Origin of the sequence: Salirhabdus euzebyi (assembly GCF_014207435.1) — a bacterium.
GTDB classification, from domain to species: Bacteria; Bacillota; Bacilli; order Bacillales; family Alkalibacillaceae; genus Salirhabdus; species Salirhabdus euzebyi.
The window spans coordinates 102,464-128,612 of sequence record NZ_JACHGH010000005.1 but is presented as its reverse complement, the minus strand read 5'-3'; the positions used below and the strand labels follow the sequence as shown (position 1 = coordinate 128,612).

Here is a 26,149-nt window from a genome sequence, read left to right as displayed (position 1 = left end):
TTTATGGAAGGTTAAATGGGAGTAATATCCTAAAAAATAGTTGTTTACTAGAAGAGAACTATCCAGTATTATCTTCTTAGCAAAATGACAATTAGGGGATAGAGAAATGGTACATCAGCTGCTAAAAAGTAGATGCTTTAAAATAATCATTATTTTCATTCTTTTTATAGGTTCCTATATACCAACTATCTCCACTACTAGTGCTGCAACAAGAGTAGTGGAGATAGTAAATGAAAGAAGTGAGGATACACGAGTTTTTCGAAATACGGATTTGACACAAACGATAGATGTTTTTCCTTATTCCGTTTTTAATCTAAATGCTGAATCCTTAAAGTGGGAACAACATATAACATTTACTTCTAATAAGATTACGTATGTAGCTTCCAGTGATCCTACTAGTAATCTATCTGCTGAAAACCAAATTATAATGGGAACAGATGAAAATGGGGTTGAATATCGAACGTTTATGAAATTCGGTGATGTTCTTCCTCAACTAGATAATAAAATGATTTTACATGCAAAAATCAAATTATATGAGTTAAACAATACGTTTACACCTGACTATTATTCACCTTCTTATAAGAATGTTAATTATGAGATTTATAGTGTGGAGTCTGAATGGCAAGCAGAGAACATTAGTTGGGAAAATCAACCGAGTGTAAAAGGGGATTTATTTGTTCAACAATCAGATTGGATGTATGAAAATGGTCCTCAGCATTCTTGGGATGTAACAGAGTTAGTAACCGAGTGGTATAAAGATCCGAGCACATATCATGGTGTGATGATGAAAGGAAATAAGACAGGAACACAAAAAAGTTTTTACAAAAGTGACGCTAATTTAAACGTTGTTCCAGTTTTACAAATCACCTATTCTGAGCCTCCGAGTGGACTAACAGGAATCGGAAATGGATTAGATGTGAATACCTCAAAAGGGATAATTAATATACAGTGGCATAGTGTTACTGGGGCAACGGGTTATAAAGTACTCTTTTATAATGGTTCTACGTATGAAGAAATAGATATTGGTAAGCAAACATCTTGGTCAACACTTCAAAAAAACTTATGGCCAACAGAAGAACAATTTGAAAACGCACCAACTTCTTTCAGACTAGATGGATCAGGTACTGAGCTTGCGGATGATCCAAGTGCTTTCTATGAACAAAATGGGGGAACCGATAAAAATCCATCTTTATACTATTTCCGAATAGTAGCATATAACGAATATAGTCAAACAGTATCAGACGAAATAGCGGTCCGTATACCTGACCGAACAGGACCAACCATTCCGCAAAATGTGAGCGTTTCTCAAGAGCTTTTTAATGATTTTACGATTACGTGGGATGATTCTTATGATAAGCATTCAGCTGTTTCATATGATGTTGAAGTTACGACAAATTCAGGAACTGTCGTATTCCGAACAAATACTGATAAAAATGAGGTTAAAATTCCAACAGATCGTTTAAGTATTCGTTCTGCTTATAAAATTTCTGTCTTAGCTCGGGATAATAGCAAAAATTATTCCTTATTTAGTAACGAAATTATTGCAACAGCAAGATTACAAAAGGATTCCATTTTTTCCTCTTATTCAATGCCAGGGTGGGTCCTTAACGTAGAATCCAACCCTTATATAAAGGTAGTTGTCAAAAATGAGGGAGCCGAGGATTGGACTTACGACAAGGGATACGAGTTAAGATCTAAGGAACTATCCTTTTCCGTTCCACTAGAAGTAGGAGAAGTTGTTCGTTCTGGTGAAGAAAAAACCTTTTCTTTTTATTTGACTGGGGAAAAAACCATTGGAGAACTTCCGATTGTTTGGAGAATGTACGAACCAAATGGTGGTGAGTTTGGGGATTCCATTCAAGCGACGTTAACATTTGCTGATTTAAATAAACCTGAGATTGGCATTAGTTATCCTAATGAGCACCAACGCATACACGGTATAATACCAGTGAAAGGATTCGTTACCGATTATCAACTTAAAGAATTTACATTAATGCTAGGGGAAGGGTCAGCACCAACAACTTGGGAGACGATTACAAGCTCTAACTCTAATACAAATGACCTTCTATTTAACTGGAACACGAATGGATTAGCTAAAGGGCTCTATACCCTACGTTTGAAAGCTGTTGATCAATCTGGTCATGAATCTATCGTTGATCGTAAAGTGTATCTTAATATTCCGCCAGATGCTCCTAGAGTAGACATTGTTGGGGACAATGCTACTGTCATGAAAGGGAGAAGCAATGCTCTAACACAAATTGAAATTTTAGCTAATGATAGAATAATTGCTAACGGTTCAACGGATGTGAATGGGTTATTTTCTATTAACCTTCCAAAGCAACAGGCTGGTACTGTATTGAAGATTTTAGCAAAGGATCAATCTGGTAATACGAGTCTTCCTACCCTTATAACAGTCGTAGATAAAACTGCACCAAGTATACCTAATATAAATACTATTACAGACGGTGCGACAATTGTTTCGGGGACTGCTGAGAAAGGCGCAACTGTAAGAATAGTGAAAGGTACTACAGTTCTGGCAACAGGTATAGCTACTTCAACCGGGGCCTATAAATTAACGATACCGAAGCAAGTGGCTGGTACTGTTTTATCAGCTTATGCTACGGATAAGGCTGGAAATAAAAGTGGGTATACAAAAATTACCGTGATTGATAAGACACCGCCAGCTACACCAAAAGTCAATGTAATAGCTAATCATACAAAAGCAGTGACAGGGACAACAGAGAAGTATGCTGTGGTAAGAGTGAAGCGGGGTACAACAATCATTGGCACAGCTACAGCTAACTATAAAGGTGTATTTTCGATTACTATTCCTGTTCAAAAGCCAGGAACTGTTTTAAGTATTTATGCGACAGATAAAGCAAGGAATACAAGCTCTATCGTCAAGAAAACAGTTGTTGACAAAATACCACCTGCTATTCCAACAGTAAACAAGGTCTATTCCTGGCATTACTATGTAAAAGGCAAGGCAGAAGCTTATTCTTATGTGACAATCAAAAGAGGCAGCACTATTATTGGAACTGCCAGAGCCAATGCAAAAGGTCAGTACTCGATAAAAGTGAAGCCCCAAAAGAAACGCGTATATTTATCGATAACGGCAAAAGATCGTGCAGGAAATGTGAGTAAGCCGAGACAAGTGAGAGTGTACTAAATATAAAAACCTGATTCCAGATGGAATCAGGTTTTTTATTCGTATTAGCGTTGTCGGCTAGTCTTGTTCTTTTTGTTTTGTCGCTTGGGTCATTTGATGCCAGACAGAACCTTTAGCTTCTTCGCCACCTTCTATTCTTTGTAAAGCCATTTTCACTTGCATTCTCACTTCGAACTCTGGATCATCAAGTGCTTCCTCTAATGCTGGTAAAGCTGATTCATCCCCGAGTTCGTATAAAAACATTGCTGCTCTCCAACGAACAAGTCTACTTGGATCCTTTAAGGAGGCAATCATTTCTGGCATGGCTTCTTTAAAACCTAAATCAGAAATGCAGTCCCCAGCTGTTCTCCTCACTGTAACGACGTTATCCTTCAATGCTTTATACAGATAAGGAAGGACTTCCGGTTCTTCAATCATACCGAAATAGGCAGTTGCTAATCTTCTGATCGAAGTCTTTTCATCGTCAAGTGCCTTTGCTAATACAGGTAAGTCCTCAAAGGATGGATCCATTCTCTCTAAGGCCGCATATCTTACTTTCCAATCAGGATTATTTAATGTCTCAAGGGTTGCAATTTTGTTCGGTTGCTGGTTAGTTGTACTAGGCTTGTCTTGTAAAGCTTGTTCCACTAGTTGCTGGATTCGGTCCTCATCATAGCTTGCTATTAGTTCTTCTACAATTTCGTTTTCAATTTCTTCAGTCGATCCGTACCGCGGATTCTGTTCGATCCATTTTCGTTCCATGACGATATTGGTCGAAGCAACGGAAGCTTTCATTGCTGCATTCATAAACATTTCTGGAAGAGCAACTCGTTTTTCTTCATTACCGTCATTTAATTTTACTTGCATCGGAATTCCTCGAAACATTTGAATGAATACTTTCACTTCACCAAAATGGTCATTTATGACATGATCTTCCACTTTATTCTTTTCCACTTTCGTATCCTCATAAGAACCAAACACTTTTCTCACTTCAGGTAGAATGGCTTCCCAAGGAGTACGTGGGTTGCGATCAAGAGCAATAAAATCAGCAACATGATATATACTTTTGACCCCTTCTATTTGAAAAAGTGCACGTATGTATGATGGTGCACCTTGTAAGGAATCATCGTTCTTATAGTTTCGATTTTGTCCATCTGGTAATGATTCACTTAGGTTAATTTTCATCGAATGTGGACTTGGAGTTGGTTCAATCGATATGATTTTCACAATTATCCTCCTATTATTTCTAATTCTATTGCTATTCATTTTAACAAATGTGGCATCATACTTCCATTTAAGTGTGATAGGAGAAGAATATATGGTAAAAAAATATAAATTATGGTACATTATTTTTGTTTAGTGTACTATATGAACCAATACACTTCATACAGTAGTTAAGGGGTGATGAAACGATGTATGTATTGCTTAATCCGAAAAGCAATGTCCCTATTTATGAACAAATTGTAAGGGAAGTCAGGGAACGAATTATTCAAGGCATTGTGAAGCCAGGGGATAAAGTCCCATCCATTAGAGAGCTATCAGCAGAACTTATGGTCAATCCCAATACAGTGAGTAAGGCATATAAGGAACTAGAACGATCTGGTATTTTTGTTACGTTAAGGGGCAAGGGAACGTTTATTAATGAAGATGTAAAAGATTTGAAAAATAATGCAGAAAAACAGAAGGTGCAGGAAAGAGCCAAAAGGCTAGTAGTTGATAGTATATATGCAGGTATTGATGGAAAAGAGTTAATCTCCATTATTGAAGAATATTACATAGAGTTGAGGAGGGACAAAGAATGATAGTAGTAGAAAACCTTGTTAAAACAATTCGTCGTCAAAAGGTTTTAAAAGGGATAGATATTACGGTCCAACAAGGGAGTATTACAGGAATAGTCGGTCGAAATGGAGCAGGTAAAACAACTTTATTACGTACTATTGCTGGAATTATTAATCCTACGAAAGGAAATGTAACGTTTGATGGTAAAAGTGTTTATGCATTTCCAGAGGTTAAACAGAATATCGTCTTTGTACCGGATACAACAGATGCTTTAAAACAATATAGCATAAAAGAAATTGTCAGCCTTTATGGGTTAATATACAGCAACTTTGACAGCGAATATTTTTACAGTTTATTAAGACGGTTTTCGATGAAGGAAACAGGGAAGATAAGATATTTTTCAAAAGGACAAAAAGCATTATTCTCTCTCATATTAGCTTTTTCAACAAATGCGAAATTTCTACTACTAGATGAGCCAACAGATGGATTAGATGTCATTATAAAAAAGGAAATTTTACGATTTATTGCTGGGGAAGTAGCAGAACGTGATGTATCAGTTGTAATTTCTTCTCATCGCTTAGACGAGTTAGAGGCTTTAGCAGATCATATCATTGTTTTAAAAGATGGCATAGTTGATTCCCATTTAGATATGGAATCACTTAAACAAAAATATCGAAAACTACAAGTTGCTTATGAAAACCATCTTCCGGACGGATTGAAAAAGCATCTCGATATATTGCATAATTCAGGTCGAGTATATATTATATTGGTTCCTTCTGATGATGAGGAAACGATCGATCTTCTTCAAAAAAGTAATCCGTTGTTATATGAAGAGTTACCTTTATCACTAGAAGATATTTTTGTGGCAAAGCTTGGAGGTGACAGTTATGCTTCCTAAAGCGTTATGGAAAAAAGAATGGAAACATGTTTCCTTAATCGCATGGGGGATATTGATTATTTTTTTACTAGAGTATCCTTTTAAAGCAAGTATGAAAATAGAAGAATGGAAGGAAGAACGGGAGCATTATGTGCTAGATTGGGAATGGAATAACTTCCTAATACATCAAATGGAATATTCCTTTACAGCCAGTGTGTTTACTGTTTTCGCTGTAGTATTAATTATTGTTTTAGCAGGAATATTAATTGGCCTAGAAAGAAGTTCAAAACGTCACGATTTTTCCCTAGCTCTTCCGTTTTCAAAAAGATCCATGTTCTTGACTAAATGGGTCTTAGGGTTTGCCACTATATTGTTTTCATACACCGTAAGTTTTTGGTTAGGTTATTTAGTTCTTTTGCGTTCGGAATATGGGTATGTACTTACAGAATTGGATGTTACCACAATCTTTTTCGCACCTTTAGCAGCCTATTTTGTCATTTTTTCACTGGCTATGTTAATTGGTACAATAGCAGGTGATATGAGGTCACAAGTAACCTTAAGCTTTATCTTTTTATTCTTTGCACAAGGATTTAGTATTATCCTTTTACACTTTTTAGCTACACATGGATTAATCTATTTTGATTATGTACTACCACCATTTCTACAGGACATCTTTTGGCCAACCTATTTAACAAGTATGAATATAGCAATAGCCGACCTTATTTATCCTATAATTGGAGGAGTTATCTTCTTTATTGTAGGAATGTTATTGTTTGAAAAAGCACCTGCTGAGCATAGTGGAGAGTTTTTAGTTTTCCGCTCACTGCACCCAATTTTTGCTTTCGGTATATTAATCAGCTCGGCGTTAGCAGGTGGTTTGTTGATGACGACCATGATTAGTTTTGGCTTTACAGGGGGAATAAATGTTCTCTCCTATTGGATCGGTGCCATAGTTGCAGGTGGATTTTCTTGGATTATTATTAAAAGGCTATTACAAATAAGTAAATGAGAATGGCGTGTTGAGTGCATAAGGTGAAAGATATTAAAGATAGCTTAGAATAATTGTAAATGGGATGTCATGAAAATGGCATCCTATTTTCATTATTGCTTAGGAAATTATAAAATTTCGGACTTGTGGATAAGTTAGTTACACTGGGAAGCCACGTCTAGCTCCAGCACCTAACCCCTCGGGACATAAGTCAATCCCTTCTGTGGCAAAAACGCCACGGCAGGTCTTGTCTTATGCCTGTCGGGGGTGAGCAAGGCGCTTGCGCTTTTGTTCTTGTTATTTTTGATGGATATGGGACGTACAAAACATGTTTTTTACTTAATTTTATAAAAGATCTCTAACTACTATGGACAAGGTATATTGGCAATATGTTTGATAATTAAATACTTGATTCTACTTATAAAAAATGGTTGAATGGGAAAAGCATACTTAAAAAGGAGGAGTGAATATATTTTGTTAAATAAACTAAAATTGTTCTTCCTTGTATCCATTTTGACAATTGTAATGGCTGCATGTGGGGATGAGGCGGAAGAAAACGAACAAGCAACAGATTCTGAAAATGAACAAACCCAAACTGAAAATGATCAATCACCAGAAACGGGGGACAATGCTGAGACACAAAAAGCAGTTGAAGATGATGTTGTTGTAGCGGTTGTAAATGGTAAAGAAATCAAGGGAATTGACTATAATGCATTTTATCAACAAGTATTATCATTTTATCAGCAGCAAGGACAAGATGTTTCTAGTGATGAAATGGCAGTTCAACTTAAACAAACGATTCTTAATGAACTTATCGGACAAGAGTTAATTGCTCAAGATGCTGAAAAAAAGGGTTATGAAGCATCCGAAGAGGAAATAAATGAACAAATAGATATGGTAAAATCACAGTTTGATGATCAAGAGCAATATCAAGAGCTTTTAGAACAGAGTAATATAACAGAAGATGAATTAAGAGCTCAATTAGCAGATCAAATTAAAACGAATAACTATATTGAGGAAGAGGTTAATGTAGGTGAGGTAAGTGAAGAGGAAATTCAAACCTATTATGATCAATATAAAGAGATGGCACAAGATGAAGCACCTGAACTAGAAGAGGTAAGGGACCAGATTGTAGCTGAACTTCAACGTGAAAAACAAGGAGAACAAATTGCGAAATTAGTAGAAGAGTTGAAGGAAAATAGTGAAATCGATATTCGTATATAGTGTAAAAGATAGCTTTAAAGGCTAACTTTTGGAGTACACATTTATAAGTAGAGGATTGAAGTGCAATAGACTTAGTAACCGAAATACAAGTAAAATTATAAAATAATTTGGCATAGCAAACGCTCAGATTTCTTTAATCTCTGAGCGTTTCTTTTGTAGTATTTTATTCGATTTAAATCCCGTCATGGTACTTACCATGAAAATATGTTGTCTCGTTTAAACTGACAAATCATATGATAAAAACTTAGGCAGTTGCTGTTCATGCTTATCGAGCATAATCTGTTCTGGCTTGATGTTCTGCTCGCGAAGTACTTCAATGTTTTGCACGAGGAAGTCGTCGCTACCAACGATATAGAAGAGACCCTCCTTGTCTGCGGCTAGCTTTTTCACATTTTCATAGTAGTCTTTACGGTTATCAACAAACTGTGCTGTGAACTTCTTGTCCGGTGCGGACTCAAACATGTTAGTGAATAGAAAATCCTTTGATGAATCTATGTTCAAGGAATAAATTTGTTTGACGTTGTCCGGGCGCTCGAAATAGTCAAGTACAAGCGGTCTGTAAGTTGCTAGGCCGACACCTGATGACAACAGGTAAACATTTTTATCTTCTCTTTTAAGTGGTACATTCGAATGGGTTTTAAATATTGCAACTTCTTTGCCGACTTCAAGATTCCTTAAAATCGTTTTAAACTCAGAGCACTGCTCTCTGATACGTGTTGTAATACCGATTGCATTTTCGTGCGGTAAAGTGGAAATTGACATATGGCGAATCAAGCTTCGGTTTGGTTTATCTCCGGCATTGAAACCCTCCAGTGCGAAGTGGGTGTGGGAACCTTCTTCCCACGTAAAGCCTTCCGGACAATCCAACAGATACGTTTTAACCTCCGGCGTTTCCTCAATAATCTTATTTATTTTAGTCCAGTAAATTTGCATGTTGCATTCTCCTTACTCGTTTATATGTATCTTTACAATCTAATATACAACAATTGATAATGATTCTCAATTAAAAAGATTGATTTTTTTAGATGATTTATGTGATTTATATTAACGACCATTTTGACCTGGACAGAAAAGTCTTCTCTTTTCAATAAAATCCTGTCATAAAAAATTCATGAGTACTAGATGTAATGAATAGTATTTTCTGAATTATTGTAATACAATAGAAGTACGCGGTAGGGTGATTTTACCAATCTTTTAGGTGTGAAAATGTGTTAGCACCTACATATCCTGAGGAGGATGAAGATGAAAAAGATTATTAATGACCCTAATTTAGTAGTACAGGACATGTTAGCAGGTATGGTGGCAGCATTTCCAAACGATTTAAAAGTAGTACCTAACACTACTGTAGTAGCACGTAAGGATGCTCCTGTATCCAACAAGGTAGGATTAGTTAGTGGTGGTGGTAGTGGTCACGAGCCAGCACACGCTGGGTATGTTGGACAAGGAATGCTTGATGCTGCTGTTGCAGGTGAAGTATTTACATCTCCGACTCCAGACCAAGTCTATGAAGCTATTAAAGCTGTAGACGGTGGTGCAGGTGTATTTTTAGTTATTAAAAACTACACTGGTGACGTAATGAACTTCGAAATGGCTGCAGAAATGGCAGCTGCTGAAGGAATTAATGTAGAGCAAGTAGTAGTAAATGATGATGTTGCGGTAGAGGACAGCTCTTTCACAACAGGACGTCGTGGTATTGCTGGTACAGTTTTCGTACATAAGATTGCTGGTGCGAAAGCGGAAGCTGGTGGATCCCTTGAAGAAGTAAAAGCTGTAGCAGAAAAAGTAGTGGCAAATGTTCGTTCGATGGGTATGGCATTAAGCCCATGTACAGTACCAGCTGCTGGTGAACCTAGCTTTGTGCTTGCTGATAATGAAATGGAAGTAGGTATGGGAATCCACGGTGAACCAGGTATTGCCCGTAAAGAAATTGCTACTGCAGATGAAATCGCACAAGAATTGACACAAAAAGTATTAGATGATATTGAGTTTAACAGTGGTGATGAAGTTGCGGTCATGGTAAACGGTTTAGGCTCAACTCCAGAAATGGAGCTATTCATTGTAAATAAAAAGGTTCACGCAATGTTAGCAGATCGTGGTATAAAAGTGTACAAAACATTTGTTGGTGAATATATGACATCCTTAGAAATGGCAGGATGCTCTGTTTCTCTACTTAAATTAGATGAGGAATTAAAAGAGTTACTTGATGCAGAATCAAAAGCTCCAGCATTTCGCAGCTAGTAGGACAGGGGGGAATTAATGTGGAATTACAAGTTCAGCACGCTTTAAACTGGATAGAAAAAACGAATGAAAAAATACAAACAAATAAAGACTATCTAAGTGCTTTAGATCGAGCAATAGGAGACGGTGATCACGGTCTTAATATGGCTCGAGGCTTTCAAGAAGCAGTAGGCAAGACAACTTCTTCATCCTATACGAGTGTATCGGACATTTTTAAGGATGTAGCGATGACATTAATGTCTAAGGTTGGTGGTGCTTCAGGTCCCCTTTATGGAACTGCTTTTTTAAAAATGTCCATGGCAGTTAAGGGTGAGGATTCCGTCAGCCATGAACGGTTTACAAAAGGTGTAGAAGAAGCAATCAACGGAATTATTCAAAGAGGAAAAGCAAAAGAAGGAGACAAAACACTTCTTGATGTTTGGACTCCTGTTTTACGCATGTTACAAGAGCAAAGTGATTTTGAAGCAGACTCTCTAGAAAACACAGCGAAGAGTGCGATGGAATCAACGAAAGATGTAATGGCAATAAAAGGGCGTGCTGCTTACTTGAAAGAACGTTCTATTGGACATCTTGACCCTGGATCTGTTTCTTCTTACTATTTATTTGCATCACTTGCTGAAGTGCTTAAGGAAGGGGAATAATTAGATGTCACATGTAGGAATCGTTTTAATCTCCCATAGTTCTAAGGTTGTTGAAGGGATTAAAGATATTATTCGCCAAGTTGTTCATGATGTTCCAGTGGAAGTAGCTGGTGGAACGGATGACAATGATATCGGCACTAGTGTTGAAAAAGTTCAAGGTGCTATTGAACGTGCTTACAGTGAAAAGGGAGTTCTTCTCTTTTTTGACTTAGGAAGTGCGAGGATGAATGCTGAGGTAGCTATTGAACTATCGGAATACGATAATATTAAAATAGCTGATGTTCCTTTATTAGAAGGATCCTATGTTGGTGCAGTAGAATCAGGTATGGGGAAATCATTAGAGGAAGTATTAGAATCAGCAAAAAGCGTGTTAAATCCGAATCATTAAGTGAACCCCTCTAACAATAATTGTTAGAGGGGTTTTTCAATACTATGAACTCACCATCTTTCCACCATTCACATGAATTACTTGGCCTGAAACATAAGAGGAATCCGAAGAGGCTAAATATACATATGCTGGAGCCAATTCAAACGGCTGGCCTGCTCGTTTCATCGGTACGTCTTGACCAAATTTATTTGCCACATAAGCTGCAGAAAAACTAGATGGGATCAAGGGAGTCCATATTGGACCTGGTGCTACGGCATTTACTCTAATGCCTTTTGAAATAAAGTTTTGAGAGAGTGCACGAGTGAAACCAACTATTGCCCCCTTTGTAGCTGTGTAATCTATTAACTTCTCATTACCTTCATATGCAACAATGGAAGCTGTATTAATAATGGAACTACCTTCTTTTAGGTATGGCAATGCTGCTTTTGTTGTGTAAAAGAAAGGATAGATGTTCGTCTTGAACGTAAAGTCCCATTGCTCTGATGTGATGTCCAATAAACTATCTTGAGGGTACTGAACGGCATGATTGTTCACCAAAATATCTAGTCTCCCAAAATATTTTATAGTGAGATCAACTACATTTTTACAGTGGGATTCTGATTTTAAGTCCCCAGGAATAAGTAGACAGTTACGGCCAAGCTGTTCCATTCTCATTTTTGTCCGATATGCATCGACATTTTCATATTCGTCATAATAGGCGATAACCACATTTGCTCCTTCTTTTGCAAAAGCAATGGCTGTTGCAGCCCCAATACCACTATCACCTCCCGTAATAATAGCAACTTTGCCTTCTAGCTTTGCTGAACCCGTATAATCAGGGTCTTCTACTATGGGTTTTGGTACCATAAGCGTTTCTACGCCTGGCTGACGGGGTTGATGTTGGGGCGGAAAACCTCCTTCTTGTGAATAGATATCTTTTTGTCTGTCGTTCCAGTACATTTTGTATGACTTCCTTTCATTTAAAGTTAAAAAAGATGAATTCATATGTACTATATTCAAATAAAACAAAGTTGTTTGCCTATACCAAAAACAGAATGGTAAGTGATTAGGTAGATATTTGTTATAATTAGTATGATCTTAATAATAGGCGTTTGCTAAAAGGATGGGGAATATGATAAGAAGAAGCTGTGTAGAATGTGGATTACCTTTTCCTATACAAGAGAAGGGTTTTTTGTATATTTATAGTCAACCATTACTAGTGGAATCTTTTCGAAGCTTCTCGTTTCCGTTTATACAAAAAGACAACACTATCCTTTTTCCATATGAAGAGAAGGAGACACTAAAAAAAATAATAGACAGCCTTTTACGATTAAAAATAAAGAATTTGTTTGCATATACAGGTCAGAAAAAGGATAAAATTGTACAACCAATGATTTCAATAGAAACCCTATATGAAAGAATAAAAACGGAGCCAATTGTGGATTTTATTGCAAAAGGGAACTTAGTAAGCCACTTTCAACCAATTGTTCAGTTACAGGATTTTTCTATTTATGGCTATGAGTCCTTACTTCGATCTAGTGATACTAACATCCAGATTAATCCTGGAGAACTATTTCAAGTTGCTCAACAAACAGGCTTGCACTCTCTTCTTGATCAAAGAGCAAGAGAAACGGCAGTGAAATCTAGGGTTAATAAAATTGGCAGTGGGGTTAAAAGTTTTATTAATTTCTTGCCATCGACTATATATAACCCAAAATTTTGTTTGCAGCATACTTTCTCCATTGTAGAAAAATATAATGTAGAGCCTGAGGACTTAGTTTTCGAGGTAGTAGAAACAGAAAAAATAACGGATGTTAATTTTCTGGTCGATATCTTTAATACATATAAAGAATCAGGAATGAAGGTTGCCCTTGATGATGTTGGTGCTGGATATGCGACTTTGGAAATGCTGAAAAAGCTATCCCCTGATTATGTGAAAGTAGATCGACAATTTATCTCTTATTGTGATCAAAATGTAGAAAAGCAATCTTTTTTACAGGAAGTTATGAATATAGCAAAGGGAATGGGAATTAAAATATTAGGCGAAGGGATAGAAAGAAAGGAAGAATTAGATTACTGTCGTTCTATAGATATGGATTTAGCACAAGGCTACTACATCGGAAAGCCCCAAGCAGAACCAGTTAACAAGATTTTTGTCATATAAAACGATAGGATGATACTACTAAGAAGCTACCGAGTAAACGGTAGTTTTTTTCTTAAACACTGTTAAATGATAGGTTGATTTTCGTTATTGACTGTAATCTGAAATCGATAAACATGTTAATGGATCTTTTCTTAAAAAGGATGTAATCCAAGAAATATGAGGTGATTTGCATGAAAAAGTATTACTTTTCTCTTTTACTAATCTTTCTTATCGGATGTTCTAATGATATTGGGGAAAGTACTCCTGAGGAAAAAAGCCAAGAAGCTGAAGAGGTGTTGCAGTCAGAAGAAATCGAAATTCTAGCAACAAATTTAAACATTCCTTGGACAATTAATAAATATGGAAATGTTTTTTATCTTAGCCAGCGGGGAGGAACAATTTTAATGGTGGAGGAAGGTAATGTGCAGGAGCAAAAAATCCATGTAACGAAAGAAATTAACCACGTAGGCGAAGGAGGATTTTTAGGCTTCATTTTAGCGCCAGATTTCGAGGAGACTCAGCATGCATATGCTTATTATACATATGAAGAAAATGGAGAAATATTAAATCGAATCATCACCTTGAAACGGGATGGAAAAGCGTGGAATGAAATTGCGGTACTATTGGAAGGAATACCAGGTGGAACTATTCACAATGGAGGCAGAATTAAGATTGGACCAGATGGTAAACTTTATGCTACTACAGGGGATGCAGGGATTCGGGAATTAGCACAAGAGACAAGTAGTTTGGCTGGTAAAATTTTAAGGTTAAACTTGGACGGTACGATTCCTTCAGATAACCCGTTTTCGGGGTCTTATATTTATTCTTATGGCCATCGAAACCCTCAAGGGCTTGCCTGGGATGAGGAAGGAAATTTATATAGTTCTGAACATGGACAAAGTGCGCATGATGAAATTAATTTGATTAAACCAGGGAATAATTATGGCTGGCCGGTAATGGAGGGTGATGAGACGGCTTCCAATATGGAAGCACCTGTATTTCATACGGGTACGGATACGTGGGCACCGTCCGGACTCACTTATCATAATGGTAAATTATATATAGCTACGTTAAGAGGATCTAGAGTAATGAGTTATGACATAAATGACCAAGTAACGTCTGTTATATACAATGAGGGAAGTAGAATGCGGGATATTATTTGGGAGGGTGGTTATTTGTATACGATAACGAATAATCGAGACGGAAGAGGAAACCCGAGACCTGAAGATGATAAGCTTATCCGCATAATCCCTTGATATTCATCATTGGATAAAATCCGATAATTTTAGTATGCTTTTAGCATATAAAAAGCTGGTCAAATACAAAGTGAAAATAGTGGGGTGGTTTCATGGCTAATATATTTTCTCCCTTTATTCATAATGAACGACAAAGAGACTTGTGGAATTTAGCACATTCGTTATCCGTTCGGGCGAAAAGTAGGCGAACAGAAGTTGATCAACAAGCATCTTTTTCAGAAGAAATGTTACGTGATTTAAAGGAAGCTGATTATGTAACACTTACGCTTCCTGAGAAGTATAACGGCAAAAACATTTCGTTATACGAGCTTTTATTAGTCCAAGAACAATTAGCTGTTGGTGACGGTTCAACCGCTTTATCCATTGGCTGGCACTTAGGTGTAGTGAAGGAATTAGCTGACGATCAAACATGGTCCGCTGACGACTTTCATCGTTTGGCAATAGAAATTAGTGAAAAGAAAAAAATAGTGAATCGAGCGGCAACAGAGCCAGCTACAGGGAGCCCGACTAGAGGTGGCAGACCAGAAACAAGCGCCACATTGGAAGGAGATCACTATGTTATAAATGGAAGAAAATCTTTTACTACAATGGCAAACGTATTAGACTATTTTATTGTTTCCGCATACGTCGAGAATAAAAAGGCAGTCGGCTGGTTTTTAATTCCCAATGATGTATCTGGGCTAACAGTAGAACAGACGTGGGACACTTTAGGAATGCGTGGAACCGGTAGTGATGACCTTGTGTTAACTAATGTAAAACTGCCTCAGGAAGCTTTAGTAGAAATACAATCCCCCAAGAGAGTGCCAAAAGGATGGTTACTGCATATACCTGCTTGTTACTTAGGCATTGCTATTGCTGCAAGAAACGATGCGATACAATTTGCTAAAAACTATCAGCCTAACAGTTTAAAAACAACTATTTCTGAGGTTCCACATGTGAAACAAAAGATTGGTGAAATGGATTTTGAGTTATTGCAAGCTCGCCATTTTATGTATGCAATCGCAAAAAAATGGGATGAAAACCCAGAAGAGAGAAACTTACTAGGACCAGAATTAGCTGCAGTAAAAGTTTCTGCCACTAATGCAGCATTGAAAGTAGTGGATTTGGCGATGAGAATAGTAGGTGGAAGAGGATTGTCTAAAGATTATTCCTTTGAGCAATATTACCGAGATGTCAGGGCAGGTATTCACAATCCACCAATGGAAGATATGGTCATTCAAATGTTAGCAGGTAGAGCATTAGAAAACAATCAACAATAAAGCAACTTCCCTCATCTGAAATAGGTGAGGGAGTTTTTTTGTATAAGATAGGATTTAATCGTTTGCCCAAAAGTGTATCCATCATGATTTTAGATGAATTTAGTCAACCAATGAGAGTAACAACTGCTCTTTCTCTTCAATAAGATGTAATGGTAATGATTAATCTAAAACATTAATTAGGGGTGTGAGGATGTCAGCGATTACTGGTAAAGCGTACATCGACCGAATCGATAAAATGAATAATAATGTATGGATTGAGGGGGAAAGAGTAGAAAATAAGATTTCAGACCATCCCGCATTTAAAGGGGTATTGGCAACTCAAGCCATTCTTTATGATACACAACATCAAGTAGAACATATGACATATCCCTCACCTGTAAGTGGAAATCCAGTTGGTACTTCGTTTATGCCCCCAAAAACGCTAGAACAATTAATTCAACGGAGGAAAACTACTCAGGAATGGGCTAGAAAAAGTGGGGGCATGATGGGCAGAAGTCCTGACTATATGAACACGGCACTTATGGCATTTGCAGCTTCTAAAGGTCTGTTAGAAGGAGAAGAAAATGCATTTCCCGAAAACTTACAATCCTTTTATGAGGAAGCAAGGGAAAACGATTATTCTTTAACACACACATTTATTACTCCTCAAGTAAACCGCTCCGAACTATATTTTGAAGACTCTGATGAAGTAATTGCAGCTAAAATTGTAGACAAAAATGATGATGGGATTGTTATTCAAGGGGCTAGGCTTCTTGCAACACAAGGCGGAATTACAGATGAAGTTATGGTGTTTTCAGCTGGGGGATGTGTAGATCCTGCTTATGCCTATTCTTTTTCAATTCCAAGTAATACGAAGGGATTAAAATTTATATGTCGGGAGTCTTTTGCCTATAAAGATTCCTCCTTTGATTATCCTTTAAGTTCACGTTTTGAAGAGATGGATTCTATTATCGTATTTGATAATGTATTAGTTCCGTGGGAAAGAGTATTCTTCTACGAAAACTTAGAGCTTTCTAATAAATTTTTAATGGAAAGTGCATTTCGATCATTTGCTTTACATCAGGTAGTTTCAAGACAAATTGTCAAAATAGAGTTTGTGTTAGGAATCGTTGAGTCCATCGTAGAAACAATTAATATTGGTGAATATCAGCATGTTCAAGCAAAGGTTGCCGAAGTAATTGAAGCTTTAGAAATCATGAAGGCGTTATTGACTAGGGCTGAAGCGGAAGCAGGCATTGATCGCTTTGGGTTAATGAGTCCAGATATAAAGTCGTTACAAGTGGCAAACCATTACTTTCCTCGTATATACCCACGTTTTTCGGAAATCATTCAATTGCTTGGAGCAAGTGGAATGGTATCCATCCCAACGGAAAAGGACTTTAAATCAAAGCGGAAGAAAGATTTAGAACTATATTTACAAGGAGCAACCAAAGATGCAGAGGAGCGCTTAAAAGTTTTTCGACTTGCTTGGGATTTAAGTATGAGTGCATTTGGCACAAGGCAGACATTATATGAGCGATTCTTTTTTGGCGATCCAATCAGACTTTCTAGTGCTCTCTATAAAAGTTATGATAAACAGCCATATGTTGATTGGATAAATGATTTCCTGGTAGAAAAAGAAGATAGGGATCAGGAGAAGAATTAGTCTCTCCCTACTTTGTTGGTGCTGATACCAAAAGTTTAGTAGTTTGGCATCAGAGTTATTTTGTGCCAATTATGTTTATAATCGTGCCGAAGTGGAAGTTTATTGTGTCACTTTTGTCCATAATTGTGCCAAAATAGATGGATTTTGTGCCATTTTCGTAAATGATCGCGCCAATTGGGTATAAAGACCTATATAACACGTGAAACCCAGTCTCATATAGACTGGGTTTCTTCAAGTTAATAATTTTCTCTTGATAACAAGTTGCCATTTACAAATAAAGACGGTGACGGTTGCTTCATATATAAGTCTCTTGGGAAATTAGCAAGTGTTTCATAACCGTTATCTGTAATCCGAATAGCTTCACTAATTTCAACACCATAATTTTCGAACCATAGGCCAGGTATTAAGTGCAACGTCATATTTGGTTGAATAATGGTTCGATCTCCTTTACGAACACTAATCGTGTGTTCTCCCCAATCCGGTGGATAGCTTAGACCAACAGAGTAGCCTAAACGAGATGTTTTTTCATATCCATACTGGCCTATTGTTTTTCGCCATACCGCTTCAATTTCTTCACTTGTTATTCCTGGCTTTATCACTTCAAGCGTCTCGTTTAATCCCTCCGTCACGACTTTTGCTGTTTCCTCCATTTGTTGTGACGGTTGCCCAATTACCATTGTCCGAGCTAACGGAGAGTGGTATCGTTTATAGCAACCAGCTAACTCAATAATTGCTGGGTCGTTCCTATCGTAGCGATCATCCGTCCACGTAAAATGCGGTGCCGAGGTCTTTCGTCCGGAAGGTATCATCGGTACAATTGCGGGGTAATCTCCTCCATATTCAGCAGTTCCACTAACTTGAGCTTGATAAATATTAGCTGCAACGTCACATTCTCGAACACCTTCATCTATTGTCTCATAGGCTCTTTGCATAGCTAATTCTGCAATCTTTCCCGCCTTTTTCATATAATTTATTTCTTGTGGGGATTTAATAACTCTTACCCAATTTACTAGCTGTCCAGCATCTATTATCGTCGCATTTGGTAAACTCTTGACAAGCTTTTGATAAGATAAGGCTGAAAAGTAGTGGGTTTCCATTTCTACACCTATCACTCTATTTGCCTGCCCAATTTCCTTTAGAATGTTAGCAGCAAATTCCATTGGATGCTTCACATCATTCTGGACATAGTCATCAGGGTACGGAATAACATTATCATTGTGCATCCATGTAGAAATTTTAGCACTATTCGCATCCATCTCTCTTCCAATCCATATCGGTTGTTCCTCATCAATCATCACTACAAGCATTTGATGAACGTAAAATGACCATGCATCATAACCACTTAAATAATACATATTGGAAGGGTTGACGAGAATTAAAACTTCCATTCCTTGTTCATTCATTTTTTGTTTTGTTTTTCTCATTCTTTCCCTATATTCTTCTATAGAAAACACCGTTGATCACATCCTTTCTCCCTGGAGGTGAACGTGTAGAATTTTAGGTTTGGTGAGTAAGGTGAGCGTATACTAATTTGATAGATTAAAACACACAACTTTTGGATCTGTCATTTGATTAATTGCATACTGAATTCCTTCACGGCCAAGTCCTGAATTTTTCACTCCACCAAATGGCATTGCATCGATACGGTAATCACTGCTATCGTTTACGATAATTCCTCCTACTTTAATATTATGAATCGCTCGAAAAGCATGTTCTATATTTTGTGTAAAAATACCAGCTTGCAGCCCATAATCTACATCGTTTGAACGATTGATTGCATCATCTAAAGTATCCACTTCATATAAAATAACGACTGGCCCAAAGACTTCTTCTCTAGCTAAAGTACAATTGTTTGGCAAATTGGCCAATACGGTAGGTTCGTAAAATGCGCCATTTCGGTTGCCACCACATAATAGCTTAGCCCCTTTGTCAATCGCTTCCTTTACCCAAGATTCAACACGTTTTGCTTCTCCCTCTGTAATAAGAGGTCCCATATCTGTTTGTTCAGAAAGTTTATCGCCGACTATAAACTTTTTACTCTTATCAACAAACTGTTGTTGAAAGACTTCATAGATTTCTTGCTCAACATAAACCCGTTGAACACCAATACAATTTTGACCTGCTGCTGAAAATGATCCAGAAACAGTGGAATCAACAGCCTTTGATAAATCAGCATCTTTTAACACAATAACTGGTGAGTTGGAACCTAATTCCATGCCAAGCTTTTTCACACCAGCTTTAGCCGATATTTGTTTTCCTGTTTCATAACCACCAGTGAATGATACCATTTGCACGGCTTCATGTTGGGTGAGGACGTCACCAACTTCGCTTCCTTTACCCGTAACAACACTAAGCACTTTTCTTGGGAGACCTGCTTCTTCCAATAAACCAGCTAACTTTAGTGCACTTAATGGTGTTACGGAAGCGGGCTTAATGATAATAGCATTTCCACTAGCTATTGCAGGCCCTATTTTATGAGCTACTAGATTTAATGGATCATTAAAAGGAGTGATAGCTGCAATTAGACCTATTGGGAATCGATAATAATACCCAACTCTATTTTCACTTCCAGGTCTTTGATCAAATGCTAACGTTTCTCCATTAATTCTCCTCGTTTCTTCTGCACTTATCGTCAATGTTTCAATTGTTCGTTGTACTTCGCCTGTTGCTTCTCGTATCGTTTTACTTCCTTCCTCGGCTATTGTTTTCGCAAACTCTTCTTTTCTTTCCTCTAGTAGACTAGCAGCACGATACAAAATGGATGCTCGTTCATGGACTGGCATATTTGCGGCTATTTTAACTCCCTCTTCGGCCATTTTTATTGCTTCGAGCATGTCATCTTTACTAGCCGAAGGGACACTTGCAATCAGCTCATTATTTTGTGGGTTATACACATCGATTTTTGCTTCTCGATTAACCCAATTTCCACCGATACACATTTTAAGCTGTTCTACTTGTGCTTTCATGAGAATACTCTCCTCTCCATATACATATTTACCTATTTTTGATAGGTCACAGGGAAAGTTATTTTGGCGTGTCTATTATTTTTCTTTCTAAGTTAATAAGGTCAATTAATAAAGAATAACCAGTTTCCACAATTCCAGCACCGGCTCCTAGCAACGTAATTGGACCAGATAAGTCACATTCATAAGTGACGGCATTTGTTGCACCCTGAACGGCTGCAAGTGGATCGGTGATTTCGATTTTCTCAGGCATTACAGATGCTTCTACTCGTTGACCGTTCCAATTTATTCGACCGAGTAATTTCCACTTTTTCTTCTCTTGTTCAGCTTCTTCTATATCCTGTAAGGTTAAATGAGAAATTCCTTTACAATAAACATCTTCTTTCTTTAACGGAACACCCATAATGACATTGGCTAAAATGACAACTTTGTAAAGGGCATCGTATCCTTCTACATCACTTGTAGGATCTGCCTCAGCGTAACCAAGCTCTTGTGCTTTTGTTAAGGCATCTTCATATGGAATACCTTTCTCCATTTCTGTCAAAATGTAATTTGTTGTTCCATTTAAAATTCCTTTGATTTCATTGATTTCATTTCCGGCAAGAGACACAATCGGTAATCTTATGGCTGGTGTACCACTCATTACTGTTCCTTCAAAACCTAAACTTACATTGTGAGCTTTAGCAAGCTCCGATAACTCTTGGTATGCAAGAGCAACAGGACCTTTATTGCTCATCACGACGTTTTTACCGTTACGAATAGCTGCTTTACAGTGGTCAATTGCTGGCTGTCCGGTATGAACATCTGTATAGGTGATTTCAACAATTGTATCTGCATTTGTTTTTTCGATGGTTTCAAAACTATCCCAACCTTTTACAGCACCGTCTACATTTGGATAATCCTCTAAGTTTCCAGATTCTTTCATTATTTGGTCGACTTGTTCTAAATCTAAACCGTCCGGATGATGTATCGATCCTTTCTTCAAATCGGATATGGATACAATTTCAATATTTGTCCCGAGTGTACTTCGTAATTTTTCTTTTCTTGTACGTAAAATGTTTACTAACCCTTGACCTACTCCACCGAATCCAATTAAGGCAACTTTTTGAGTCATTTCATTCATCCCCCTTTGCTTTTGCCTATTTATAGTTCGATTGCCGACTTACAAAGTATATAAACCTTTTATATAACGAATTGCTGTTTCGGAAAGAAGTGTAACCCCATAAGGAAGGGCATCTTCATTGATATCAAATTTCGGCATGTGAAGTCCTCTATCTTTTTGGTTGTCAACCTTTGCTCCTAGGAAAAACACCGCCCCAGGGACAATTTCCGTCATATGACTAAAATCCTCTCCTCCTAAACCAAATGGTCCATGATGGATGTGGAAATCAGGCAATAGATCTTTTGTTGTTTGCTCAAACCATTTTGTAATAGTAGGATGATTATTTAAAGCAGGCTCCCCGTCATGAATGGTTAATTCATACTCTCCTCCTAATGTTTTAACTAGTTCAAGCGTGTTTTGCAGTTCTTTTTTTAACATATTTCTCCGTTCAGGGTTATAACTTCGAATCGTTCCTTGGAGTTTCACTTCACTTGGTATGACATTGTAGGAGGGGACCGTTTCTATACTCGTTACACTAATAACTGCGGGTTCTAGGGGGGAGGTTCTTCTTGAAATAATTCCTTGTATATTTTCCAGTACAGACGGTAACATTGATATGGGATCTGTACTTAAATGAGGATATGCCGCATGACCACCACTCCCTTTAATACAGGCATCAAAAGTATCGATACTTGCCATGCTATATCCTTCATTTAGTTGAATTTCTCCTACCGGCTGTTCAGGGTTCACGTGTAAAGCAAGAATAGCGTCCACTCCCTCTAACACACCAGCGTTAATTAAATAGGGAGAACCAGTTAATCCTTCTTCATCCATATCTTCTTCCGCAGGCTGAAAAATAAATTTCACGGTCCCTTTTATTTCACCTGCATTCATTTTTTCAGAGAGAAGGGAAGCAACCCCTAAAGCAATGGTTGTATGGGCATCATGACCACATGCATGCATAATTCCTTTATTTTTTGACACATATTCATGTTCATTTTCTTCATATATTGGTAATGCATCGATATCTGAACGGATTGCTATATTAGGTCCACTACCGGAAGAAATGGTTCCTACCACCCCGGTAGGTAAACCAATATTCTCCGTACCTGTTACCACTTCCATCCCATCAATCTGTTCTAAATAATGCTGTATATATTTCGTTGTTTTATATTCCTGGAAGCTAAGCTCAGGATATTGATGTAGTTGCCTTCTCGTGTCTTGAAGCTTTTGTTTCATTTTTATTGCTTGGTGAAGAGTGGAAGACAAACGATCACCCCCTTTGAAAAATGCTGTTCATTAAGAAGATTTGATGTTGGAAAGTGCTTGCTCCAAGTCATCAATAAGATCATTTACGTCTTCAATCCCAACGGAATAACGAACAAGACCTTCTGGAATCCCCATTGCTTTTCGTTCTTCTGGGGTACATTCAACGTGGCTTGTAGTCCTAGCTGGCCCAACAACTGTTTCCACTGATCCTAAATTTGCAGCACGATTAGCATATTCTAGTTTTGGTAAAAATTCTCGGACGGCATCTAAGCCACCTTTTAAGGAAAAGCTTAACATCCCACCAAAATTTCTCATTTGCTTTTTAGCAATATCATGATTATGGTGATTTTCAAGACCTGGATAAAAAACATACTCTATTGCATCATGATTCTGTAAATAGGTAGCTATTTTCATTGCGCTCTCACATTGTCTTTCATTTCGTAAATCTAAAGTCTTCATTCCGCGGAGTAGTAGATAAGCTGACATTGGGTCCATTGTTGCCCCATTAATTTCACGATAGTGATAAATTGTATCCACTAAGTCTGGCTTACCGCAAACTACACCACCTAATGCATCCGCATGCCCTCCTAAAAATTTTGTCGCACTATGAATGACTAAATCTGCTCCAAGATCTATCGGGTTTTGGTTCATTGGTGTAGCAAAAGTATTATCAACAAACACGAGTGCATTAACTTTCTTAGCTGCTTTTACCATTCGTTCAATATCCGTAATTTTAACAGTTGGGTTCGTTGGCGACTCTAAATAAAGAATATTGCAGCCTTTTGCAACTTCTGCTTCTAATTGTTCATGGTCAGCCGTTTCGCATAAAACCACTTCTACATCTAAGCGAGGGAGGAATTCTGTGAATATTTTGTTTGTGCCTCCATACGTATCTTTTATCGATACAACCCGATCACCTGGCTTTAGAAAAGTAGATAACGAATTACTAATGGCAGCCATACCAGTAGAAAAACTTGTCGCACTTTCTGCTCCTTCTAGTGCTTTTACTTTATCCTCAAATGCTTGAACGGTAGGATTGGTATTTCTCCCATAGATATGGCCATCTTTATTACCAATAGCTACTTCATACCATTCATCTACATCTTCATATCCAAACGAAACACTGTGTACGACCGGTACTTGGGTTGCGCCGTGTGCTAAATATTCTCTTTCTCCTGACCAGACTGTTTTCGTTGCTCTAGTTACTTCGCGGAAATTTGTCAACATAACCACTCCTTTACAAAAGTAAAATAAATCAAATACATAAAGCATAAATGAGTAACTAATTAGTAGAAGCTTTCATTTTTGTATGTGTAGTTCCCATGATATGATAAATGCAGTAAATTGAATATTCGTAAAATTGTAAGAAATTTTTCATACACCTTTTGTCAGTTTTGTGAAACATCCATCAAAAAAGGACAATAAAGAGGGGAGGAACCCGATATGCATTTAACAGTGGAAGATGTAGCAAGCTTGGATTTGTTAAATAACGGAGAAATTGCTGCTGGAAAGGATCACTTACAAGAAGCGATTATTGAATGGGTTTCCGTTATTGAAACGCCTGTAGAAAATTTTGTGCGCAGAAATGAATTTGTATTAACTACGGGAATTGGCTGTGGGCATGACAATGATTTACTCTATGAATTTGTAAGAGAAGTCATTCAATCAGAAGCCTCGGGACTTGCTATTGCTATAGGCAGGTATGTCAATGAACTGCCAAAGTCCATAATCGATCTAGCGAATGAGCATAAATTTCCGATTATTATGCTTCCTTGGGAGGTACGTTTTGCTGAGGTCATTCAAGTTATTTTTCAAGCATTGAAAAATGAAGAAAGCAAAATCGTAGAAAGAAATGAAGAAATTCAACAAGAATTACTAAATATTATTTTAAACAACGGTGGCTTATCAGAAATTGCCACCTATATAGATCGAACGTTACACAAGCCAGTTATTATTACGAATAAACGTGGATATATAAAAGGGAAAAGTAAAGATTCTTCGAAGTTAGAGGAGAAGTGGAACAAATATTTGCAGTCAGAAGAATATGATGTCTTTTTAACTTCATTTGATACGAATCATTACTCTACTTTTCCTAATACAAAAGTGATTTCTATTAATGGTAAAAATGTCTTGCAATTTACGATTCAAACAGCGAGCGAAATACAAGGGTATTTAATTGTAGAAGGACTAACGGATAAAGAGCTTGATACGTTACTCGGGCAAAAAACAGTGCATTTGTTAGAACATGCAGCAACTGCAATAGCTTTGTGTTTTTTAAAAGAAAACACTATTTTGGAAACAGAACTAAAATTAAGAGATGACTTCGTTTGGAGTTTAGCGAAGGAAAAAATGAATTCATGGGATCAAGTCTTATCCAGGGCTAAGTCGCTAAATTACAACGTCAATTTACCTTATGTCTGTTTAATTGGGCAACCAGAAAACTTTTCAGAGGTTTTTAAGAAAAATTTAGATCACTCCTCTTATGAACACTGGAATCAGAACATTTCGAGAAGAATTGAGGATGAAATTTATTACACAGGAAAAACGCTGAACTGTCAGACGATGACTACGCATCAACGGGATCAATTTATTATTTTCTTAGAAGTAAATTTTAATAGTGTTAATGAGACGGTCTTTTCCTTTTTTGATTATTTGAATAAGAGGCTTAAACAACTGCTACCAGAGTTAATTTTATCTTGGGGGATAAGTAAGACGGCAGGCCTACGTTGTTTTTATGACAGCTATCAGGAAGCTCAAAAAGCATTAGAAATTGGAAGAAGACAAAAAGGCCCAGGCTATCAACATATGTACTCGGATACTAGAATAGACCGAGCTTTAATGAGCCTCGAACAGAATAAAGAATTAAAAAATATTACGGATCAAACAATAGGCGCATTACTGCAGTATGATCGTGAAAGAGGAATTGACCTTGTTAATACGTTTATATCATATAGTCGAAATCGGGGGAATGTAAGTCAAACAGCAAGAGAATTAAATTTACACAGACAATCCTTAATGTATAGATTACGTAAAATTGAATCTTTAACCGATTGTTCCTTAGAAGACCCAGATGAAATCTTTTTAATTGATTTAAGCATACGATTATGGACGGTTGGAAATTTAGAATCATAAATCAACGAATAACTAGAATTTGGTTGATTGTTCTTTTTTCTTTTTTTATAATTAAAATAAACTGACTAGTCGTTTTATTATGAAAATAGAATAAACTGTTAGAAGTTTTATACAATCT

21 protein-coding genes are annotated in these 26,149 nt (G+C 37.2%); 13 read left to right on the top strand and 8 right to left on the bottom strand.

Annotation, left to right across the window (positions count from 1 at the left end; translation table 11 throughout):
* Nucleotides 1-106 precede the first annotated feature (106 nt).
* The gene (locus HNQ94_RS09630; protein WP_174496129.1) at nt 107-3,169 is read left to right on the top strand and encodes an Ig-like domain-containing protein; all 3,063 of its coding nucleotides are present in this window, start codon (nt 107-109) and stop codon (nt 3,167-3,169) included.
* 57 nt (nt 3,170-3,226) lie between these two features.
* Here the strand turns inward: HNQ94_RS09630 and HNQ94_RS09625 are convergent, their stop codons facing one another.
* Nucleotides 3,227-4,375, bottom strand: coding sequence for a conserved virulence factor C family protein (locus HNQ94_RS09625; RefSeq protein ID WP_174496130.1), 1,149 nt, complete (start codon nt 4,373-4,375; stop codon nt 3,227-3,229).
* A gap of 185 nt (nt 4,376-4,560) precedes the next feature.
* Between HNQ94_RS09625 and HNQ94_RS09620 the strand changes: the two genes are divergently transcribed.
* The 4 genes from HNQ94_RS09620 (at nt 4,561) to HNQ94_RS09605 (ending at nt 8,016) form a co-directional block, all read left to right on the top strand.
* On the top strand, nt 4,561-4,950 hold the full coding sequence (locus HNQ94_RS09620) for a GntR family transcriptional regulator (RefSeq protein WP_174496131.1): 390 nt from the start codon (nt 4,561-4,563) through the stop codon (nt 4,948-4,950).
* Nucleotides 4,947-5,825: an ABC transporter ATP-binding protein gene (locus HNQ94_RS09615; RefSeq protein ID WP_174496132.1), complete on the top strand. Its 879-nt coding sequence runs from the start codon at nt 4,947-4,949 to the stop codon at nt 5,823-5,825. The genes HNQ94_RS09620 and HNQ94_RS09615 overlap by 4 nt, the downstream gene beginning before the upstream one ends.
* The gene (locus HNQ94_RS09610; RefSeq protein WP_174496133.1) at nt 5,815-6,813 is read left to right on the top strand and encodes an ABC transporter permease subunit; all 999 of its coding nucleotides are present in this window, start codon (nt 5,815-5,817) and stop codon (nt 6,811-6,813) included. Before HNQ94_RS09615 ends, HNQ94_RS09610 begins: the two co-directional genes overlap by 11 nt.
* 453 nt (nt 6,814-7,266) lie before the next feature.
* A complete protein-coding gene (locus tag HNQ94_RS09605) occupies nt 7,267-8,016 on the top strand; it encodes a SurA N-terminal domain-containing protein (RefSeq protein ID WP_174496134.1) in 750 nt (249 codons plus the stop codon).
* Between the two features lie 216 nt (nt 8,017-8,232).
* Here the strand turns inward: HNQ94_RS09605 and HNQ94_RS09600 are convergent, their stop codons facing one another.
* Nucleotides 8,233-8,949: a dihydropteridine reductase gene (locus tag HNQ94_RS09600; protein ID WP_174496135.1), complete on the bottom strand. Its 717-nt coding sequence runs from the start codon at nt 8,947-8,949 to the stop codon at nt 8,233-8,235.
* A gap of 309 nt (nt 8,950-9,258) precedes the next feature.
* On the opposite strand from HNQ94_RS09600, the gene dhaK reads away from it, so the two are divergent.
* From dhaK to dhaM, 3 genes are read left to right on the top strand one after another with little or no spacing between them, the layout of a single operon-like run.
* The gene (gene dhaK, locus HNQ94_RS09595; RefSeq protein ID WP_174496136.1) at nt 9,259-10,254 is read left to right on the top strand and encodes a dihydroxyacetone kinase subunit DhaK; all 996 of its coding nucleotides are present in this window, start codon (nt 9,259-9,261) and stop codon (nt 10,252-10,254) included.
* Between the two features lie 20 nt (nt 10,255-10,274).
* Nucleotides 10,275-10,895 (top strand): dihydroxyacetone kinase subunit DhaL, encoded by a 621-nt coding sequence (gene dhaL / locus HNQ94_RS09590; protein ID WP_174496137.1) that lies wholly within the window; start codon nt 10,275-10,277, stop codon nt 10,893-10,895.
* 4 nt (nt 10,896-10,899) lie between these two features.
* On the top strand, nt 10,900-11,283 hold the full coding sequence (gene dhaM, locus HNQ94_RS09585) for a dihydroxyacetone kinase phosphoryl donor subunit DhaM (RefSeq protein ID WP_174496138.1): 384 nt from the start codon (nt 10,900-10,902) through the stop codon (nt 11,281-11,283).
* Nucleotides 11,284-11,325: 42 nt separating this feature from the next.
* Here dhaM and HNQ94_RS09580 read toward each other — a convergent pair whose 3' ends face one another.
* Complete coding sequence (locus tag HNQ94_RS09580; RefSeq protein ID WP_174496139.1) at nt 11,326-12,222, bottom strand: SDR family oxidoreductase; 897 nt, start codon at nt 12,220-12,222, stop codon at nt 11,326-11,328.
* A gap of 172 nt (nt 12,223-12,394) precedes the next feature.
* On the opposite strand from HNQ94_RS09580, the gene HNQ94_RS09575 reads away from it, so the two are divergent.
* The 4 genes from HNQ94_RS09575 (at nt 12,395) to hpaB (ending at nt 17,565) form a co-directional block, all read left to right on the top strand.
* On the top strand, nt 12,395-13,426 hold the full coding sequence (locus tag HNQ94_RS09575) for an EAL domain-containing protein (RefSeq protein ID WP_174496140.1): 1,032 nt from the start codon (nt 12,395-12,397) through the stop codon (nt 13,424-13,426).
* Nucleotides 13,427-13,596: 170 nt separating this feature from the next.
* Nucleotides 13,597-14,661: a PQQ-dependent sugar dehydrogenase gene (locus HNQ94_RS09570; protein ID WP_174496141.1), complete on the top strand. Its 1,065-nt coding sequence runs from the start codon at nt 13,597-13,599 to the stop codon at nt 14,659-14,661.
* 92 nt (nt 14,662-14,753) lie between these two features.
* The gene (locus HNQ94_RS09565; protein ID WP_174496142.1) at nt 14,754-15,920 is read left to right on the top strand and encodes an acyl-CoA dehydrogenase family protein; all 1,167 of its coding nucleotides are present in this window, start codon (nt 14,754-14,756) and stop codon (nt 15,918-15,920) included.
* A 190-nt stretch (nt 15,921-16,110) separates the two neighbouring features.
* The gene (gene hpaB, locus HNQ94_RS09560) at nt 16,111-17,565 is read left to right on the top strand and encodes a 4-hydroxyphenylacetate 3-monooxygenase, oxygenase component (RefSeq protein WP_174496143.1); all 1,455 of its coding nucleotides are present in this window, start codon (nt 16,111-16,113) and stop codon (nt 17,563-17,565) included.
* Nucleotides 17,566-17,801: 236 nt separating this feature from the next.
* Here the strand turns inward: hpaB and HNQ94_RS09555 are convergent, their stop codons facing one another.
* From HNQ94_RS09555 to HNQ94_RS09535, 5 genes are all read right to left on the bottom strand, one after another.
* Nucleotides 17,802-18,989: a M24 family metallopeptidase gene (locus HNQ94_RS09555; RefSeq protein WP_174496210.1), complete on the bottom strand. Its 1,188-nt coding sequence runs from the start codon at nt 18,987-18,989 to the stop codon at nt 17,802-17,804.
* Between the two features lie 102 nt (nt 18,990-19,091).
* Entirely contained in the window at nt 19,092-20,531 is a 1,440-nt protein-coding gene (locus tag HNQ94_RS09550; protein WP_174496144.1) for an aldehyde dehydrogenase family protein, read from the bottom strand.
* A 58-nt stretch (nt 20,532-20,589) separates the two neighbouring features.
* Nucleotides 20,590-21,642 carry a homoserine dehydrogenase gene (locus tag HNQ94_RS09545; RefSeq protein WP_174496145.1) on the bottom strand — a complete coding sequence of 351 codons (1,053 nt, stop codon included), beginning with the start codon at nt 21,640-21,642 and terminating at the stop codon, nt 20,590-20,592.
* Nucleotides 21,643-21,690: 48 nt separating this feature from the next.
* Nucleotides 21,691-22,899, bottom strand: coding sequence for a M20 metallopeptidase family protein (locus HNQ94_RS09540; protein WP_246199983.1), 1,209 nt, complete (start codon nt 22,897-22,899; stop codon nt 21,691-21,693).
* Between the two features lie 30 nt (nt 22,900-22,929).
* Complete coding sequence (locus HNQ94_RS09535) at nt 22,930-24,123, bottom strand: cystathionine gamma-synthase family protein (protein ID WP_376697741.1); 1,194 nt, start codon at nt 24,121-24,123, stop codon at nt 22,930-22,932.
* 219 nt (nt 24,124-24,342) lie between these two features.
* On the opposite strand from HNQ94_RS09535, the gene HNQ94_RS09530 reads away from it, so the two are divergent.
* A complete protein-coding gene (locus tag HNQ94_RS09530; protein ID WP_174496147.1) occupies nt 24,343-26,031 on the top strand; it encodes a PucR family transcriptional regulator in 1,689 nt (562 codons plus the stop codon).
* Nucleotides 26,032-26,149: the final 118 nt, after the last annotated feature.

Coding starts and splice junctions, on each gene's coding strand:
- dhaK (WP_174496136.1), top strand. CDS start 9,259: ATGAAAAAGATTATTAATGACCCTAATTTAGTAGTACAGGACATGTTA.
- HNQ94_RS09610 (WP_174496133.1), top strand. CDS start 5,815: ATGCTTCCTAAAGCGTTATGGAAAAAAGAATGGAAACATGTTTCCTTA.
- hpaB (WP_174496143.1), top strand. CDS start 16,111: ATGTCAGCGATTACTGGTAAAGCGTACATCGACCGAATCGATAAAATG.
- HNQ94_RS09615 (WP_174496132.1), top strand. CDS start 4,947: ATGATAGTAGTAGAAAACCTTGTTAAAACAATTCGTCGTCAAAAGGTT.
- HNQ94_RS09545 (WP_174496145.1), bottom strand. CDS start 21,642: ATGACTCAAAAAGTTGCCTTAATTGGATTCGGTGGAGTAGGTCAAGGG.
- HNQ94_RS09550 (WP_174496144.1), bottom strand. CDS start 20,531: ATGAAAGCACAAGTAGAACAGCTTAAAATGTGTATCGGTGGAAATTGG.
- dhaM (WP_174496138.1), top strand. CDS start 10,900: ATGTCACATGTAGGAATCGTTTTAATCTCCCATAGTTCTAAGGTTGTT.
- HNQ94_RS09575 (WP_174496140.1), top strand. CDS start 12,395: ATGATAAGAAGAAGCTGTGTAGAATGTGGATTACCTTTTCCTATACAA.
- HNQ94_RS09580 (WP_174496139.1), bottom strand. CDS start 12,222: ATGTACTGGAACGACAGACAAAAAGATATCTATTCACAAGAAGGAGGT.
- HNQ94_RS09565 (WP_174496142.1), top strand. CDS start 14,754: ATGGCTAATATATTTTCTCCCTTTATTCATAATGAACGACAAAGAGAC.
- HNQ94_RS09620 (WP_174496131.1), top strand. CDS start 4,561: ATGTATGTATTGCTTAATCCGAAAAGCAATGTCCCTATTTATGAACAA.
- HNQ94_RS09570 (WP_174496141.1), top strand. CDS start 13,597: ATGAAAAAGTATTACTTTTCTCTTTTACTAATCTTTCTTATCGGATGT.
- HNQ94_RS09530 (WP_174496147.1), top strand. CDS start 24,343: ATGCATTTAACAGTGGAAGATGTAGCAAGCTTGGATTTGTTAAATAAC.
- HNQ94_RS09630 (WP_174496129.1), top strand. CDS start 107: ATGGTACATCAGCTGCTAAAAAGTAGATGCTTTAAAATAATCATTATT.
- HNQ94_RS09600 (WP_174496135.1), bottom strand. CDS start 8,949: ATGCAAATTTACTGGACTAAAATAAATAAGATTATTGAGGAAACGCCG.
- HNQ94_RS09555 (WP_174496210.1), bottom strand. CDS start 18,989: ATGAGAAAAACAAAACAAAAAATGAATGAACAAGGAATGGAAGTTTTA.